This is a genomic window from Nocardiopsis sp. NPDC055551 (genome assembly GCF_053619415.1).
Genome location: NZ_JBSHJJ010000003.1, coordinates 293,597 through 308,724 on the forward strand (window position 1 = coordinate 293,597; position 15,128 = coordinate 308,724).

The following is a 15,128-nucleotide window of genomic DNA, read 5'->3' on the forward strand; positions in this document are numbered from 1 at the left end:
TGTCAGTGGCTGTCATAATCTCGCCCGGTAGCCAACGGGGAACCATCGGGGGAGCCATGACCGCACAGACCGCCGCACCACCGACACGGGTGGCCGAACGCCTCACCCGGAGCCCCTGGGCGACGCTGGTCGCCATCGCCTTCGGCGTGATGATGGTGGCCTTGGACGGGACCATCGTGGCCGTCGCGAACCCGGCGATCGGCGCGAGCCTCGGGGCGTCCCTGGCCGAGTTGCAGTGGGTCACCCACGGCTACCTGCTGGGCCTCGCCGTCTTCCTCATCACCGCGGGCAAGCTCGGCGACCGCTTCGGCCACCGGAACACCTACCTGGTGGGCGTGGTCGGCTTCGTCGTGGCCTCGGTGGCCATCGCCCTGTCCTCCGGGGTCCTCATGTTGGTCGCCTTCCGGATCGTCCAAGGCGTTTTCGGGGCGCTCCTGCTGCCGTCGGCCATGGGCCTGATGCGCGCGAGCTTCCCGCCCAGCAAGCTCGGCCGGGCCTTCGGGGTGTTCGGCAGCCTGATCGGCGCGGCCACCGCCGGCGGTCCCATCCTGGGCGGCGTCCTCGTCGACGCGCTCAGCTGGGAGGCGGTCTTCTACATCAACGTCCCGGTGGGCGTGATCGCCCTGGTCCTGGGCCTGTGGCTACTGGCCGCCAACCGGCCCACCGACCCGGGAAGCCGCATGGACCTGCCCGGCATCGTCCTCATCAGCATCGCAGTCTTCGCCCTGGTGTGGGCACTGGTGGAGGCGCCGAGCATCGGCTGGGGCCACCCCGTCACCCTGGGTTCCCTGGGTGGGGCGATCCTGTTCGCCCTCGCCTTCGTGCTCTGGGAGCGCAAGCCCGAACAGCCGCTCATCCCGCTCGCGCTGTTCGCCAACCCCTCCCTGGCCATCGGTGTGGTGCTGATGGTGTTCATGGCCGTGAGCCTGATGGGCTCGCTGTTCTTCATCACCTTCTACCTACAGGGCGTGCGAGGGATGAGCCCCGCCCAGACCGGAACGCAGCTCATCTCGATGACCGCGACCATGGCCATCGTCTCTCCGATCGCGGGACGGATCCTCGACCGGGTCGGCGCACGGTTGCCCACCACCATCGGCCTGCTGTCCGCGGCGGCGGGCATGTTCCTGCTCTCCCGACTGACCCTGGACACCTCGGTGGTGTACCTGTCGATCGGGTTCGTCCTGCTGGGAGTGGGGCTGAGCCTGGTGATGACCGGTGCCACCGCCGCGATCATCGGGAACGCGCCGGTGCGCTTCGCCGGTGTCGCCTCCGCCGTGCAACAGGCGGCGATGCAGCTCGGCGGTTCGCTGGGCACGGCGGTCCTGGGCGCGGTCATGTCCGCGACCATCGTCACGAGGCTGCCGGACCACTACGGCGCCTTCGGCCAGGACGCGCCCTCCGGTGGTGAACTGAGCTCCATGCAGAGCGTCATCGCCCAGGGCGGCGCCGTCCTGCCCGAAGGGGCCGACGCCGACACCGTCTCCGCGATCACCACGGCGAGCAACCTGGCCTTCCTGGACGGCCTGCACCTGGCCTTCCTCATCGCCGCGGGGCTGCTGTTCGCGGGCGCGATCCTGTCGCTGTTCATGCGCGGGGGGAGGATGACCGACGGCCCCGCCGTGCACATCTGACCGCGGCGCGGTCCCGAGAGCGGCGTGCCCCCGAAACACCGTGGCCCCGGAGGAATCCGTTCCTCCGGGGCCACGTCGTCGTTCGTGGGGGTGGCTCAGGTCGTGTAGTCGGCGTTGATCCGGATGTAGCCCTCGGTCAGGTCACAGCCGTAGACGGTGAAGTCACCGTCGGCGATACCCAGGTCGACCCCGATCAGCACCTCCTGGCCCTTCATGTGCCGGGCGGCGCGCTCCAGGGTCTCCTCGGTGGCCTCTGCGGGGAAGGTCTCCACGTCACCGAAGACGATGCGCACGTTCTCCGGCAGCACGTCGGTCTCGTCCGAGCACTTGCCCACGGCCATCGCGACCCGGCCCCAGTTGGGGTCGGCCCCGTGCACGGCGGTCTTGACCAGCGGAGAGTTCACCACGGCCTTGCCCACGCGCTTGGCCTGCGCGTCGTCGCGAGCTCCGGTGACCCGCACCTCGATGAGCTTGCCCGCGCCCTCGCCGTCGGAGGCGATCATCCGGACCAGCCTCAGCGCCGTCTCGTACAGCGCTTCCTCGAACTCGGCGACGTCCACCGGGCCGGCCACACCGTTGGCGATGATCGCGGCGGAGTCGCTCGTGGAGGTGTCGGTGTCGATGCTGAGCGCGTTGAAGGTGCGGTCCACCACCCGGCGGAACACCTCGTCCAGAACCGGTTGCTCCAGCTCGGCGTCGGTGAAGAACCAGGCCAGCATGGTCGCCATGTTCGGCTCGATCATGCCCACACCCTTGGCCATGCCGGTGAGGGTCGCCCCGCCCACCTTCGCGCCGACGATCTTGGGGTGGGTGTCGGTGGTCATCATCGCCGACGCGGCGCGGTCCAGGTCGGCCGGCGGGAACTCGGCCGGCAGCCCGTCCAGGTAGGCGCGGACCCGTTCCATCGGGTAGGGGCGTCCGATGACGCCGGTGGAAGCGATCAGGAGTTCGTCGGGGTCGACGCCGGCGGCCCGGGCCACCCGGTCCCGCACCTCGCGCGCGTCCCGGGTGCCGACCTGTCCGGTGGCCACGTTGGCGTTGCGGGCTATCACGGTGACTCCGCGGGCACGGCCGGCCGAGGCCGCCTCCCGGCTCAGGCGCACACTGGGCCCGGCGAACCGGGACCTGGTGAACACGGCGGACACCACCGCCGGGGTCTGGGAGACGACGGCGAAGAAATCGTCGTCGGGGTCCTTGATCCCCATGTTTCCGGCCACGCCGACGAAACCGGCGGGAACGGGGGTCTGGCTGCTCATCGTCCTCCTCGGGAAACTCCTGAACGCCAGCCTACTTCGCCACGCCCGACCCCCTCGATTACGGCCTCCACCTGCGCGGGTTTCGTACTGTTCGTTGACGACACGGGTGTGACAAGCCGGATCGAACGGGGTATCCGCCGAGAGTGGGGGAAGACCGCTCGGGGGGAGGCGTGTGGTGCACGATGGTGACTGGCTCACGGAGACGGGGGCACGGATCCGTGGGGTCCTGAAGGTGATGGTGGACGCCGACTGGCTACCCGGTGGGGCCGCGGTGGTCGGTACCGGTGGCATGTGGGAGTTCGTCGCGGTCGGTCGGATCGACGACGAACACGACACCGCGCCGGACGTCTCCTACGACGTCGCGAGCCTGACGAAGGTGATGGCGACCTGGCCGCTGGTCGGTAGGGCGGTCGCCGAGGGGGTTTTGGACCTCAACGCTCCGATGTCCGAATACTTCGAGGGGGAGGACCTTCCCGGGGCCTGGGTGACCACCAGACAGATCCTCACGCACACCAGCAGACTCAACCAGGTGACCTGGTTGGAACGGTACGTGGGCACCGACCAGGACCTGGCCGAGGCCATCCTGTCCGATCCTTTGGAGGATCCCGGCTACCTGTACATCGACCGTGGGTTCATCCTGCTGGGGTTGCTGCTGGAACGCCTGTACGGCAAGGGCCTGGACCGATTGGCCGCCGACTTCTGGGCCGGCTTGGGCATGCGCTCGACCACCTTCGGTCCGCTGCCACGCTCGCCCGGCGTGGCCCCCACCGAGCGTCGACTCGTCGGAACCGCTCCCACCTGGGGCGTGGTGCACGACGAGGCCGCGGCGCTGATGGGCGGTGTGGCCGGGCACGCCGGGGCGTTCACCACCGCCATCGACCTGGGCACCTTCGCTCGGGAGATGCTGCGCCTGCACGAGATCGGGGCGGAGGGGGAGATCCCCGGTTCGTACGTGCGGGAGAGCTGGACCCCGCAGGTGGACGCGGGAGGGCGGCTCTCCCGCGGGTTGGGTTGGCTGGTCACACCGGAAGGGGTGGTCTACCACAACGGGTTCACGGGGACGAGCCTGTTCATGCACCCCGAGAGCGGACGGTACGTGGGCGTGCTCACCAACGCCGTCCACCACGGGCGAGACCGCACCGGCCTGGTGGACCTGCGCGGCGCCGCCCGGTCGGCGCTCACGCCACAGGCCCACGAATCCTCTCCGTGATCTCCCCAAGGAACACGGCGAGCCCGGCGGGACCGGGGACGGTCAGGTCGGCGGCCTCGGCCACCGCGGTGACCTCGTCGGAGGACGAACAAACGGTGAGCCCGGGTGTCCCGCGTTCGCGCAGGGCCGTGACGGCCGCGAAGGCCGGCAGGTCACCGAGGTCGTCACCGGCGTAGAGGATCGAACGCGCGGCCCTCTCCTCCACCAGGGAGGTGAGGGCCGCGCCCTTGTCCACGCCCTGGGGGCGGAGCTCGATCACCATCCTCCCGGGCTCCAGTTTGAGGTCGGCGCGTTCGGCCAGGTCGGCCAGTGGTCCGGACAGCAGTTCCAACGCCCGGTCGGGGTCGTCGGCGCGGCGGGTGTGCACGGCCAGCGAACGGCCCTTGTCCTCGATCCAGGTACCCGCGGGAGCCCCGGACGCGTCGACCAGCGCGGGGAGTTCGGCGCGGACCAGGGCCACCCCCGGCGGTGGATCCGCGGCGATCACACGGCCGTCCACCCAGCGTTCGGCCCCGTAGTGGCCGAGGACGACGATGCCGGGCACCTGGTCCAGACCGCCCAGACGCACCGCGGTGGCCGCGGGGCGGCCGGTGATCACCGCGACGGTTCCGACCAGTGCGGACAGCGCGGCCAGCGCCTCCACGACCCCGGGTTGGGGTGCGGAGGCGCGGGGGTCGGCGACGATGGGGGCGAGTGTGCCGTCGAAGTCGAAGCCGGTCAGCGCGGTGGAGGGTTGGTCGAGTAGCGCCCGCAGGCCGGCGCGTCCGGCCTCGGTGCCGGGTGCGAGCGGGTTACCGGGCTCGATCGGGGACATGCGGAAGACCTCGTCGTAGTCGTCGATGGGCCGCGCGGCGCGGGCCCTGGCGTGGACGTGTGGTCTCCGCCGAGGGGAGAGCGCGCAGGTTCGGCTTCGTGCGGATGCGGGGATCGTCCCTGGCGCACGTACCGGCCCGGTGGGTCAGATCTGAATGCCCAGGCGGCGGGCGTTGCGTTGTCGTCGACGGTCGGCGCGCAGACGGCGCAGACGCTTGACGGTCATGGGGTCGAAGGCGAGCGCCTCCGGGCGCTCGACCAGACCGTTGAGCAGTTGGTAGTACCGGGTCGCGGAGAACCCGAACTCATCGCGGATCGCCTGTTCCTTGGAGCCCTCGAACTTCCACCACTGGCGTTCGAAGGCGAGGATGCGCTGTTCGCGTTCGGCGAGGGCCGACTGACCGTCCTTGGACGGACCGATATTCGGCATGGGACACCCCCTGGACGGGTAATTGGTTTGTCCGGATCGGCGCGACTCATGCTAGCGACTCGACATGCCGGATGAGGAGCGGAAAACTCAGGAGTGGCACCAGGGCTACAGTTGCCTTCCCTACCCGGGTGGTCACTTGTCCAAGCTTGGAACCTGTGCTCGTGACAGAATCGCGAGGGTCCGGGGAGGGCCCGGCGGAACGCCGACCGCAACGTTCGAGGGAGCCTGACGTGCTCGGGGGCAACAGCCGTAGCAGGACACATTCGCGCCATCTGTTGGGCGCCACGGCCGGGACCTGCGCGTCCTTGGTCGTACTGGGGTTGACGGTGGCGCCCGCCGCCTCCTCGGAGATCCCCGACTTCCGTCCCGATCAGTGGGCCTTGACGTCCATCGGGGCGCAGGACGTTTGGGAGGAGACCCAGGGACAGGGCATCACCGTGGCGTTGCCCGGGGTGTCGGTCGATGAGGAACATCCCGACCTGCGCGACAACGTGGAGATCGACGACGGGTTCGGCTCCAACGGGGCCGACGACGAGCAGGGGACCGCGGCGGCCGGCCTGGTGGCGGCGCACGGCCACGGCATGGACGCCGACGGTGGGGTGCTCGGGGTCGCCCCCGAAGCGAACGTCCTGGTGCTGCCCACCGAGGACGACCTGCCCGGTGCCATCCGTCACGCCGTGGACGAGGACGTTCAGATCGTCCTGCTGCCCGATGAGGTCGGTGACGACGAGGACCTGACCGAGGCCATCGCGGCGGCCGCCGGCGGGGGAGCCCTGGTGGTGGGCCCCGCGGGTGGGAACACGGACGAGAACGTCCTGACGGTGGCGGGGGTGGACGAGGACGGCGCGCTCATCCCGGACTCGCCCGACGCCTCCGCGATCGACCTCGTGGCACCCGGCGCCGAACTGCGGACCGCCGGCCAAGACCTGCGCCAGGCCGACGTGACCGGGACGCCCTACGCGGCCGCCGTCGTCGCCGGCGCGGCCGCGCTGCTGGCCGCCGAGTACCCGCAGCTGAGCCCGGCCCAGGTGCGCGAAGCCTTGGTCGATGGGGCTCAGCCGGGTCCCGACGGCCTGCCGTCGTTGCAGGTGGGCGATGCGGTGGCCCAGGCCTCGGGTACGGCCGAGGACGTCCCCCTCGTCGACGAGAACCTGGTCCAGGAGGAGGACGAGGGCGTCCCGGTGTGGGTGTGGTTCGCCCTGGTCGGTGTGGTGTTCGCGATCGTCGTGCTCGTGCTGGTGCTGTGGGTGCGCCGCAGCAGCGCCGACCCGTACGGGGTGAAGGCCGAACGGGAGGCCGAGGACGCGGAGTTGGCGGCGGCCCGGGCCGAGCAGGCCAAGGCCGAGGAACGCCCGTCCCGGCGCAAGAAGGGCGGCCGTCGCCGCAAGGCCAAGTAGCGGTGAGGCCGGGTGACCGGGTGACCGCGTGACCGGGTGATGGTGGGGTCGCGTGGCCGGTCGCTGGAGGACGATGACGTGTGGTGTGGGGGCGTTCCCGGGTGGGGAGCGCCCCCTCGTGTGTGCGGGGTGGGTCATGGGCAGCACGAGGTGGGCGGGGCCCAGAGCCCCCCGAATACGACGTTACGGCTCACGCGGGCCCTGGAACAGCGGCGGACCCGGAGCCTGTGGAAAACCCCTGGGGGCGGGAAGGGGGCACGGTTTAGGGTGGCACCGCCCCCCACCCCTTCCACGACGGGAGAAGCCGCATGGCGCGTAAGGCGGACGGAAGCGCGGGTGACGCCGACTACGGCGTGATCGCCAGGACCTACACCGACCACCGTCGGCCCGACCCCCGGATCGCCTCCTTCGTGCACGCGGCCCTGGGCGACGCGCGCACGGTGCTCAACGTCGGGGCCGGCGCGGGCTCCTACGAGCCGGCGGACCGGAAGGTCACCCCGGTGGAACCCTCGTCCAGCATGCGGGCCCGCAGACCCGACGACCTCCCGAAGGCGGTGAACGCCACCGCCGAGTCCCTGCCCTTCCCCGACGGTTCCTTCGACGCCGCCATGACCACGTTCAGCGTCCACCAGTGGTCGGATCCCACGGCCGGACTGGCCGAGGTACGACGGGTCACCGATGGACCGGTCGCGGTGCTCACCTGTGACCCGGACCTGGTGCGCCGTTTCTGGCTGTACGAATACGCCCCGGAAGTCCTGGACACCGAGGCGCGACGCTACCCGTCCATGTCCGACCTGTCCGAGGGTCTGGGCGGGCGCACCACGGTCACCCGGGTGCCGATCCCCCTCGACTGCTCGGACGGTTTCAACGAGGCCTACTACGGGCGGCCGGAGGCGCTGCTGGACTCCACGGCCCGGCAGGCCTGTTCGGCGTGGAGCTTCGTCTCGGAGGAGGTCCACGAACGCTTCCACGCGGACCTGTCCCGAGCCCTGGACGATGGCACATGGGACCGAGACCACGGTCACCTTCGATCGACCCCGGAACTGGAGGGTTCCCTCGTCCTGCTGGTCTCCGTTCCCGAATGAGCCGGGTGGTCGTCCGGGGGCCGTTCGACTTTGCTTCCAGGGGCTTTCGGGCGACCGTCCGGGTACCTTCGCCGGGTGTGGTGTAGTCCGGTTCCCGGTACCAGGGGAAAGGCGAAGGAAAGCACCATCGCCGAACGTCACCGCAGGTCGACGTATGGTCACGTCACAAATGCGCGTGCATATGTAAGCCACGCGAAGGCCCTTGACTCGAACAGCGCGGACGGCAAGGCTTTGAAAATGTCCTCCCTGGAATCCCCGTCCCTGCCCTCGCGCGGCGCCACCCGGACCGATTCGCACGACCACAACCTGGTCAACGGTCGGGTCAACGTCGTCCCCTACGACCCCAAGTGGCCCTACCTGTTCCAACGGGAGGCCGATCGCGTCCGTCAGGCCCTCGGCGAGCGTGTCCTGGTGATCGAGCACATCGGGTCCACCGCCGTTCCCGGTCTGGACGCCAAGGCCTGCATCGACATCCGCCTGGGGGTGGCCGACCCCACGGACGAGCCCGCCTACCTGCCGGAACTGGAGGAGATCGGGTACAGCGTCCGCGTTGGCTTCGAGGGCGAGCACGACCACCGACTCCTCAAGGGCTCACGCGTCAACGTGAACCTCTACGTCGGTACGAGGGAGTGCCCGGCGCTCGAACGCATGAGCCTGTTCCGCGACCACCTGATCGCCGACGCCGGCGCGCGCGAACGCTACGCCGCCGTCAAACGCGAGTTGGGCGAGCGGGAATGGGAACACCTCCAGGACTACACCGGGGCCAAGGGGGAGATCATCACCGAACTCATGGCCGAGGCCGAGTCCTGGAAGGCGTCCCGGAGTCCGAACTGACCTCCGTTCCGCTCAGCCCAGGGAACGGATCTGGTCCTGGAACCAGCGACGAGGCGGCAGCGCCACCGCCGCCTCCGCCAGCCGCTCCCGACGCTTGCTCCGCTCCGCCTCCGGCATCGTCAACGCCGCGTGCAGCGCCTCCGCCGTCTCCACCGTGTCATAGGGGTTGACCAGCAGCGCGTCCTCGCCCAACTCGTCGGCCGCGCCCGCCTCCCGGGACAGCACCAGGACGGAGTCGCGCTCGGACAACACCGGGCCCTCCTTGGCGACCAGGTTCATCCCGTCCCGGATCGGGTTGACCAGCAGCACGTCCGCGATCTGGAACGAGGCCAGCGACCGCGGGTAGTCGTCGTTGACCTCCAGCACCACCGGCGTCCACTCGGGGGTGGCGAACTCCTCGTTGATCTCCTTGGCCGTCCGCAGCACCGAGTCGGTGTAGGTCCGGTACTCGGGCACGTCGCCCCGGCTCGGGTAGGCGAACGCCAGGTGCGTGACCCGCCCACGCCACTCCGGGTGCGCCCTCAAGAGCTCCCGATAGGCCTCCAGGCCGCGCACGATGTTCTTGGACAACTCGGTGCGGTCCACTCGCACGATCAGCCTGGTGTCGCCGACCAGGTCGATCAGTGTCCGCCGGCGCTCGGCCACGGCCGGTTCCGAGGCGCTCTCCCGCAGCCCGTCGGCGTCCGCGCCCAAGGCGTGCACACCCACCTCGACCACGCGGCCGCCGTACTCCACCGTGCGCTGCCCGAGGTCGACGTCGGCGCGCAGGATCTCGGCGCAGCAACGCAGGAAGGCCTCGGCCCATCGAGGGCTGTGGAAACCGAGCCGGTCGGCGCCGAGCATGCCCTCCAGCAGTTCCCGGGCCACATGGGTCGGCAGCATCCGGAAGTACTCCGGGGGAGCCCAGGGGGTGTGCGAGAAGTGCGCGATCCGCAGGTCGGGGCGGCGGGTGCGCAGAATGCGCGGCACCAGGGCCAGGTGGTAGTCCTGCACGGCCACGCGGGCGTTGTCCGAGGCCCCGCTCACCAGGGCCTCGGCGAAGGCGTTGTTGTAGGCGGAGTAGTCCTCCCAACGCCTGCGGAAGTCCGAACCGAAGGAGGGCTTGTTCGGGGTGTCGTACAACATGTGCTGCACGAACCACAGGATCGAGTTGGCCACTTCGGTGTAGGCGCCGGCCAGGGTCTCCTCCGGAATGTCCAGCATGTGGACGCGCATGCCGTCGAGGTCGTGCGTCCGGTCCAGTCGGGCCTCCGGGGCCTCGGCCGCGGCGCGCCGGTCGGCGTCGGACAGGCCCGCGCACACCCACAGGGCGTCGATCTCGGTCGCCACCGAACTCATCCCCGACACCAGTCCACCGCCGCCCCTGCGGTGCTCCAGGGAGCCGTCGGCCGTCGTGGAGAAGGAGACCGGTCCTCTGTTGGAGGCGATGAGGATCTGTGCCTTGTCCACGTGTGAGGTCCTCTCAAGTGCGCGAACGAGTGTCGCGGTGGGAAGGTGGGGAAGTCGTGGATGCACCCCCGGCGATCCGGAGGCGCACCCTAGGTCTCGCCGGAGCGCCCGGGCCCCAAACCCACCCCTGGTCAACGGGGAGGATCATCACGCTCCACGGGCACGACACGCGCGCGACGCGGCGCCGATCGGGGTCGTCTCATCCTGTGTCGAATAGCGAGACGCTTGGTGTAATCCGGATCACCCGGCATGGAAAACCGGTCAGGGCGTCGGTTACAGTGACGGTGCGTTCTCCGAGCGGAGAAGCCACAACTTCATATTGCTCATCCAGAGGGGTGGAGGGACCGGCCCTACGAAGCCCCGGCAACCATCTCGACATGTGGACGCACCATCGCGTACCGGTCGAGGCAGGTGCCAACTCCGGCCTGGGGCCAAGGTGGCCACCAGGGAAGATGAGGGGAGACACCTCGCCATGGCGATCGCCGCCGCTGAACCCACCGCTGTCCGCGCCTTCGGCCCCGGAACCGCCCTTTCCTGTCGAGAGTGCGGCGAGCGTTATGAACTTTCGCCGAGCTTCGCCTGTCAGTTCTGTTTCGGCCCCCTGGAGATCGCCTACGACTTCGGGACCGTCACCCGCGAGGAGATCGAGAGCGGCCCCAAGAACATCTGGCGCTACCGCTCCCTCCTGCCGGTCCCCACGAACGTGGCCGAGCTGCCCAACATGAACCCCGGCTTCACGCCCCTGGTCGGGGCCGACCGCCTCGCCGCCGAACTCGGGCTGAAGTCCCTGCACGTCAAGGACGACTCCGCCAACCCCACGCACTCCTTCAAGGACCGCGTGGTCGCGATCGCCGTCGAGGCCGCCCGCACATTCGGATTCACCACCCTGTCCTGTTCCTCCACCGGGAACCTCGCCGGCGCGGTCGGTGCCGCGGCCGCGCGGGCCGGCTTCGAGTCGTGCGTGTTCATCCCCGCCGGGCTGGAGGAGGGCAAGGTCGTCATGGCGGCCGTCTACGGCGGCAAGGTCGTGGCCATCGACGGCAACTACGACGACGTCAACCGCTTCTGCTCCGAACTCATCGGCGACGAGGCCGGTGAGAGCTGGGGTTTCACCAACGTCAACCTGCGGCCCTACTACGCCGAGGGTTCCAAGACGCTGGCCTACGAGATCGCCGAGCAGCTCGGCTGGCGACTGCCCGAGCAGATCGTCGTCCCGATCGCCTCCGGCTCCCAGCTCACCAAGATCGACAAGGGCTTCCAGGAGCTCATCAAGGTCGGCCTGGTCGAGGACCGCCCCTACAAGGTGTTCGGGGCGCAGGCCACGGGCTGCTCCCCGGTCGCCAAGGCGTGGGAGAACGGCCACGACGTCATCCAGCCGGTCAAGCCGGACACGATCGCCAAGTCCCTGGCCATCGGCAACCCGGCGGACGGGCCATACGTCCTGGACATCGCCGAGCGCACCGGTGGTTCGGTGGAGCACGTGGGCGACGACGAGATCGTCGACGCCATCAAGCTGCTGGCCCGTACCGAGGGCATCTTCGCCGAGACAGCGGGCGGTGTGACCACCGGCGTCCTGCGCAAGCTGGTCCGCGAGGGCCGGATCGACCCCGAGGCCGAGACCGTCATCGTCAACACCGGTGACGGGCTCAAGACCCTCAACGCCGTCGACTCCGGCGTCACGGCCACCATCAAGCCCTCCCTCGACGCGTTCAAGGCCCAGGGCCTGGTCTGATCGTCCGGCCACGCGCCACCACCCACCACCGCACTCACCAGGAGATCCGCACATGAGCGCCAGCGTCCGCGTCCCCACCATCCTGCGCACCTACACCGACGACGCCTCCGAGGTCACCGCCGAGGGCGCCACCCTCGCCGAGATCCTCGACGACCTGGAGGCCAACCACCCGGGTATCCGGGCCCGCATCCTCGACGACAACGGCAAGGTGCGCCGTTTCGTGAACGTCTACGTCGGTGACGAGGACGTGCGTTTCGAGAAGGGCCTGCAGACCGAGGTCAGGGCCGGTCAGCAGGTGTCGATCATCCCCGCGGTCGCCGGGGGCTGCTGACCGTAGGAACGATGAGGGGGCGGGCGCTCGACGCGTCCGCCCCCTCACTTCTTCTCCGCGGGCCTCATAACCTGGGAGGAGGTTTCTTCCGGGACGAGGGTGGCGATGTCGGCGACACGGTTGTTGGTGCTCGGTGTGGTGCGCGTCCACGGGGGGACGCACGGCTACCGCGTGGGCCGTGACCTCATGGACTGGGGAGCCAAGGAATGGGCCAACGTGAAGTGGGGGTCGATCTACCACGCCCTGCGCAAGCTGTCCGAACAGGGAAAACTCCGTGAGTTCGTGTCCCCGGGCGATGAGATCACCGACCGCACCTCCTACGAGCTCACCGAGGAGGGCGAGGTGGAGTTCCGCCGGCTGTTGCGGGGGGCACTGCGCCACGCCGGCGACGACCACGCCCTGTTGTACGCCGGGGTCACTCTGATGCCCTGCCTGCCCCGGGCGGAGGTGATCGAGGCCCTGCGAGAGCGGTTGATCGCGTTGGAGAAGAGCAACGTCGAGACGGCGGCGGCGATCGACTCCTCGGCGGCGGAATGGGGCAAGCCCGCCCACGTGCGTGAACTCTTCCGGCTGTGGCACATCACCGTCGAGGCGGGGGCCGAGTGGACCCGACGGCTCCTCGGGGAACTGGAGGCGGGGGAGTACGTGATGGCCGACGAATCGCCCGACGCCTTCGGCAATCCGGCCACCGGGCCCGCTCGGCCCTCCTGACCGCCGGCCCCATGCGGCTTCGCCTCGGGCCACTCGGGCCTGAGTATTAAAACTTGAGTATCTGGCTTCGGTAGTGCATCCTGATCCGTGTATTCAAATTTTAATAGGAGGATCGCGTGATCCGAACACACGAGCTGACCCGGGACTTCCGGGTCGGCAAGGACACCGTCGAAGCCGTACGCGGAGTCGACATGGAAGTGGTCGAAGGAGAACTCGTGGCGCTCCTGGGACCCAACGGAGCCGGCAAGAGCACCACCCTGCGCATGCTCACCACACTGCTCGAACCCACCTCGGGTACCGCCGTGGTCGCCGGACACGACGTGCGCGCCGAGCCCGCCGAGGTGCGACGCCGGATCGGCTTCGTCGGGCAGGGACACAGCGGGGCCGATGACCAGCGCGCCCGCGACGAACTCCACTACCAAGGGCGGCTCTACGGCCTGGACCGACGCACCGCCCGGTCCCGCACCGACGAACTCCTGGAGATGCTCGACCTCACCGCGGTCGCCGACCGTGAGACGACCACCCTCTCCGGCGGTCAACGACGCAGGCTCGACATCGCCATGGGACTCATCCACCGACCCGGCCTGCTCTTCCTCGACGAGCCCTCCACCGGGCTGGACCCGCAGAGCCGCGCCGACCTGTGGGAACACGTGGCCCGGCTTCGGTCGGAGTACGGCACCACCGTCGTGCTCACCACCCACTACCTGGAGGAGGCCGACAACGCGGCGGAACGGGTGCTGGTCATCGACCACGGTCGCCTGATCGCCGACGGCACCCCCGACGAACTCAAGGGGCGCGTCTCCGGGGACCTGATCCGGTTCACCCTCGACGAGACGCACCTGGCGGAGAAGGCCGCGGAAGTGGCCGCGACCCTGAGCGACGGAGCGGTGCCCGAGGTCACCGAGGTGGAAGCGAGCGGCGCGGAGGTGGCCCTACGGGTCGAACGCGGGGACGCCTTCCTGCCCGGGTTGCTGCGCGCACTCGACGAGTCCGGTGTCCAGCCGAGCAGCGTCCAAGTGCAGCGGCCCACCCTGGACGACGTCTTCCTGACGCTGACCGGCCGCAGTCTGCGCGAGGAGGGGCGATGAGCCGGGCCACCACCGGATCGGCGATCCGGCGACCCGCCGTGCCCGGATTCGTGCGCGACACCGGGATCGTGTTCGCCCGCCAGATCCGCCCGATGCTGTACCGGCCCCACCTGATCGCCTTCGGGATGCTGCAACCCCTGCTCTACCTGGTGCTGTTCGCACCCCTGTTGGGCGGGCTGGCCGGGGTCGAGGGCGAGAATCCCTGGCAGTGGTTCGTCCCCGGGCTGCTGGTGATGATGGCGCTGTTCTCGGCCGGGTTCTCCGGGTTCGGGCTGCTTCCGGAGATGGCGTCGGGGGCGCATGAACGCCTCCTGGCCACGCCGGCGGGCCGGGTGCCCCTGCTGCTCGGCCGGGTCCTGCGGGAGATGGTGGTCGTGGTGGCACAGATCCTGCTGATCCTCGTGGTGGTGGTGCCGTTGGGCTTCCGCACCACACCGGTCGGGGCCCTGTCCGGTGTCGCCCTGTTGGCGGTCCTCGGCATCGGGCTGTCCACGCTGTCCTACCTGGCGGCGCTGGCGGCCAAGCAGACCTACGTGTTCGCGCCGATCATCCAGACCGTGATGATGCCGCTGCTCCTGCTGTCCGGGGTGCTGTTGCCGATGGAACTGGCGCCCGGGTGGCTGTACACGCTGTCCAGGCTCAACCCGATCGCGCACGTGGTGGACGCCGCCCGGGTGCTGTTCGGCGGTGGTCCCTGGGACACCCCGGTCCTGGTCGGTTGGGCCATGGCGCTCGCGATGACCGTCCTGGCCCTGGCCGTGGGATCGCGTGCGATGCGACGGATGAACACCTGAGCCGAACCGATCGGTGACGGTGGGTGCTCACCCGGACCTTCCCGGATGAGGGAGCGACGGAGTCGCCACCGGGTCCAGGTGTCACCATCTGTTCGCCCAACGCTCAAATGCCCCGGTTCGGGCACGTCATCGCAGGTGATGGGTGTTTTCGAGGTCATGGAAATCGTGACCACATCGTTTGCACTCTCCAAGGCCGAGTGCTAAAAAGATGAGTGGTTAGCACTCAGCATGGCCGAGTGCTAATCGGATCGAGGCTGCGAGATCGTGGGCCTCCGGCAGCAGGGTTGCCGGATCGACCACGGTCGTCCGTCGCGGGCGCACGCCTCGTCCCATCGCGTATCAGCCCGGTCACGGGAGGACAAGAACT

At 69.5% G+C, this 15,128-nt stretch carries 14 protein-coding genes and 1 riboswitch; of the genes, 10 read left to right on the plus strand and 4 right to left on the minus strand.

Features of this window, described 5'->3' with window-relative positions; translation table 11 throughout:
• Positions 1 to 56 precede the first annotated feature (56 nt).
• Positions 57 to 1,631, plus strand: coding sequence for an MFS transporter (locus tag ACWGSK_RS07725; RefSeq protein WP_452455471.1), 1,575 nt, complete (start codon positions 57 to 59; stop codon positions 1,629 to 1,631).
• 95 nt (positions 1,632 to 1,726) lie between these two features.
• On the opposite strand, the gene argJ is transcribed toward ACWGSK_RS07725, so the two are convergent.
• Positions 1,727 to 2,887 carry a bifunctional glutamate N-acetyltransferase/amino-acid acetyltransferase ArgJ gene (gene argJ, locus ACWGSK_RS07730; RefSeq protein WP_452455472.1) on the minus strand — a complete coding sequence of 387 codons (1,161 nt, stop codon included), beginning with the start codon at positions 2,885 to 2,887 and terminating at the stop codon, positions 1,727 to 1,729.
• A gap of 175 nt (positions 2,888 to 3,062) precedes the next feature.
• On the opposite strand from argJ, the gene ACWGSK_RS07735 reads away from it, so the two are divergent.
• Complete coding sequence (locus ACWGSK_RS07735) at positions 3,063 to 4,097, plus strand: serine hydrolase domain-containing protein (RefSeq protein WP_452455473.1); 1,035 nt, start codon at positions 3,063 to 3,065, stop codon at positions 4,095 to 4,097.
• Here the strand turns inward: ACWGSK_RS07735 and otsB are convergent.
• Complete coding sequence (gene otsB, locus ACWGSK_RS07740) at positions 4,066 to 4,911, minus strand: trehalose-phosphatase (protein WP_452455474.1); 846 nt, start codon at positions 4,909 to 4,911, stop codon at positions 4,066 to 4,068. The genes ACWGSK_RS07735 and otsB overlap by 32 nt on opposite strands.
• Before the next feature lie 144 nt (positions 4,912 to 5,055).
• Positions 5,056 to 5,340: a DUF3263 domain-containing protein gene (locus ACWGSK_RS07745; protein WP_358513759.1), complete on the minus strand. Its 285-nt coding sequence runs from the start codon at positions 5,338 to 5,340 to the stop codon at positions 5,056 to 5,058.
• Positions 5,341 to 5,570: 230 nt separating this feature from the next.
• Here ACWGSK_RS07745 and ACWGSK_RS07750 point away from each other — a divergent pair, with 230 nt between their 5' ends.
• The 3 genes from ACWGSK_RS07750 (at position 5,571) to ACWGSK_RS07760 (ending at position 8,656) form a co-directional block, all read left to right on the plus strand.
• Positions 5,571 to 6,737: a S8 family serine peptidase gene (locus tag ACWGSK_RS07750; protein ID WP_452455475.1), complete on the plus strand. Its 1,167-nt coding sequence runs from the start codon at positions 5,571 to 5,573 to the stop codon at positions 6,735 to 6,737.
• 308 nt (positions 6,738 to 7,045) lie between these two features.
• Positions 7,046 to 7,822 carry a class I SAM-dependent methyltransferase gene (locus tag ACWGSK_RS07755; RefSeq protein WP_452455476.1) on the plus strand — a complete coding sequence of 259 codons (777 nt, stop codon included), beginning with the start codon at positions 7,046 to 7,048 and terminating at the stop codon, positions 7,820 to 7,822.
• A gap of 237 nt (positions 7,823 to 8,059) precedes the next feature.
• Positions 8,060 to 8,656 carry a GrpB family protein gene (locus tag ACWGSK_RS07760; protein ID WP_452455477.1) on the plus strand — a complete coding sequence of 199 codons (597 nt, stop codon included), beginning with the start codon at positions 8,060 to 8,062 and terminating at the stop codon, positions 8,654 to 8,656.
• Between the two features lie 12 nt (positions 8,657 to 8,668).
• On the opposite strand, the gene ACWGSK_RS07765 is transcribed toward ACWGSK_RS07760, so the two are convergent.
• Positions 8,669 to 10,105 (minus strand): alpha,alpha-trehalose-phosphate synthase (UDP-forming), encoded by a 1,437-nt coding sequence (locus ACWGSK_RS07765; protein WP_358513751.1) that lies wholly within the window; start codon positions 10,103 to 10,105, stop codon positions 8,669 to 8,671.
• A 320-nt stretch (positions 10,106 to 10,425) separates the two neighbouring features.
• Positions 10,426 to 10,564, plus strand: a riboswitch (SAM riboswitch).
• Positions 10,565 to 10,577: 13 nt separating this feature from the next.
• On the opposite strand from ACWGSK_RS07765, the gene thrC reads away from it, so the two are divergent.
• The 5 genes from thrC (at position 10,578) to ACWGSK_RS07790 (ending at position 14,761) form a co-directional block, all read left to right on the plus strand.
• Positions 10,578 to 11,837, plus strand: coding sequence for a threonine synthase (thrC, locus tag ACWGSK_RS07770; RefSeq protein WP_358513749.1), 1,260 nt, complete (start codon positions 10,578 to 10,580; stop codon positions 11,835 to 11,837).
• Positions 11,838 to 11,889: 52 nt separating this feature from the next.
• Positions 11,890 to 12,168, plus strand: a complete 279-nt coding sequence (locus ACWGSK_RS07775) for a ubiquitin-like small modifier protein 1 (RefSeq protein ID WP_358513747.1) — start codon at positions 11,890 to 11,892, stop codon at positions 12,166 to 12,168.
• Between the two features lie 105 nt (positions 12,169 to 12,273).
• A complete protein-coding gene (locus ACWGSK_RS07780; protein WP_452455478.1) occupies positions 12,274 to 12,879 on the plus strand; it encodes a PadR family transcriptional regulator in 606 nt (201 codons plus the stop codon).
• 116 nt (positions 12,880 to 12,995) lie between these two features.
• Positions 12,996 to 13,967, plus strand: coding sequence for an ATP-binding cassette domain-containing protein (locus ACWGSK_RS07785; protein ID WP_358513743.1), 972 nt, complete (start codon positions 12,996 to 12,998; stop codon positions 13,965 to 13,967).
• Positions 13,964 to 14,761 carry an ABC transporter permease gene (locus ACWGSK_RS07790; RefSeq protein ID WP_452455479.1) on the plus strand — a complete coding sequence of 266 codons (798 nt, stop codon included), beginning with the start codon at positions 13,964 to 13,966 and terminating at the stop codon, positions 14,759 to 14,761. The genes ACWGSK_RS07785 and ACWGSK_RS07790 overlap by 4 nt, the downstream gene beginning before the upstream one ends.
• The last annotated feature ends 367 nt before the right edge of the window (positions 14,762 to 15,128 follow it).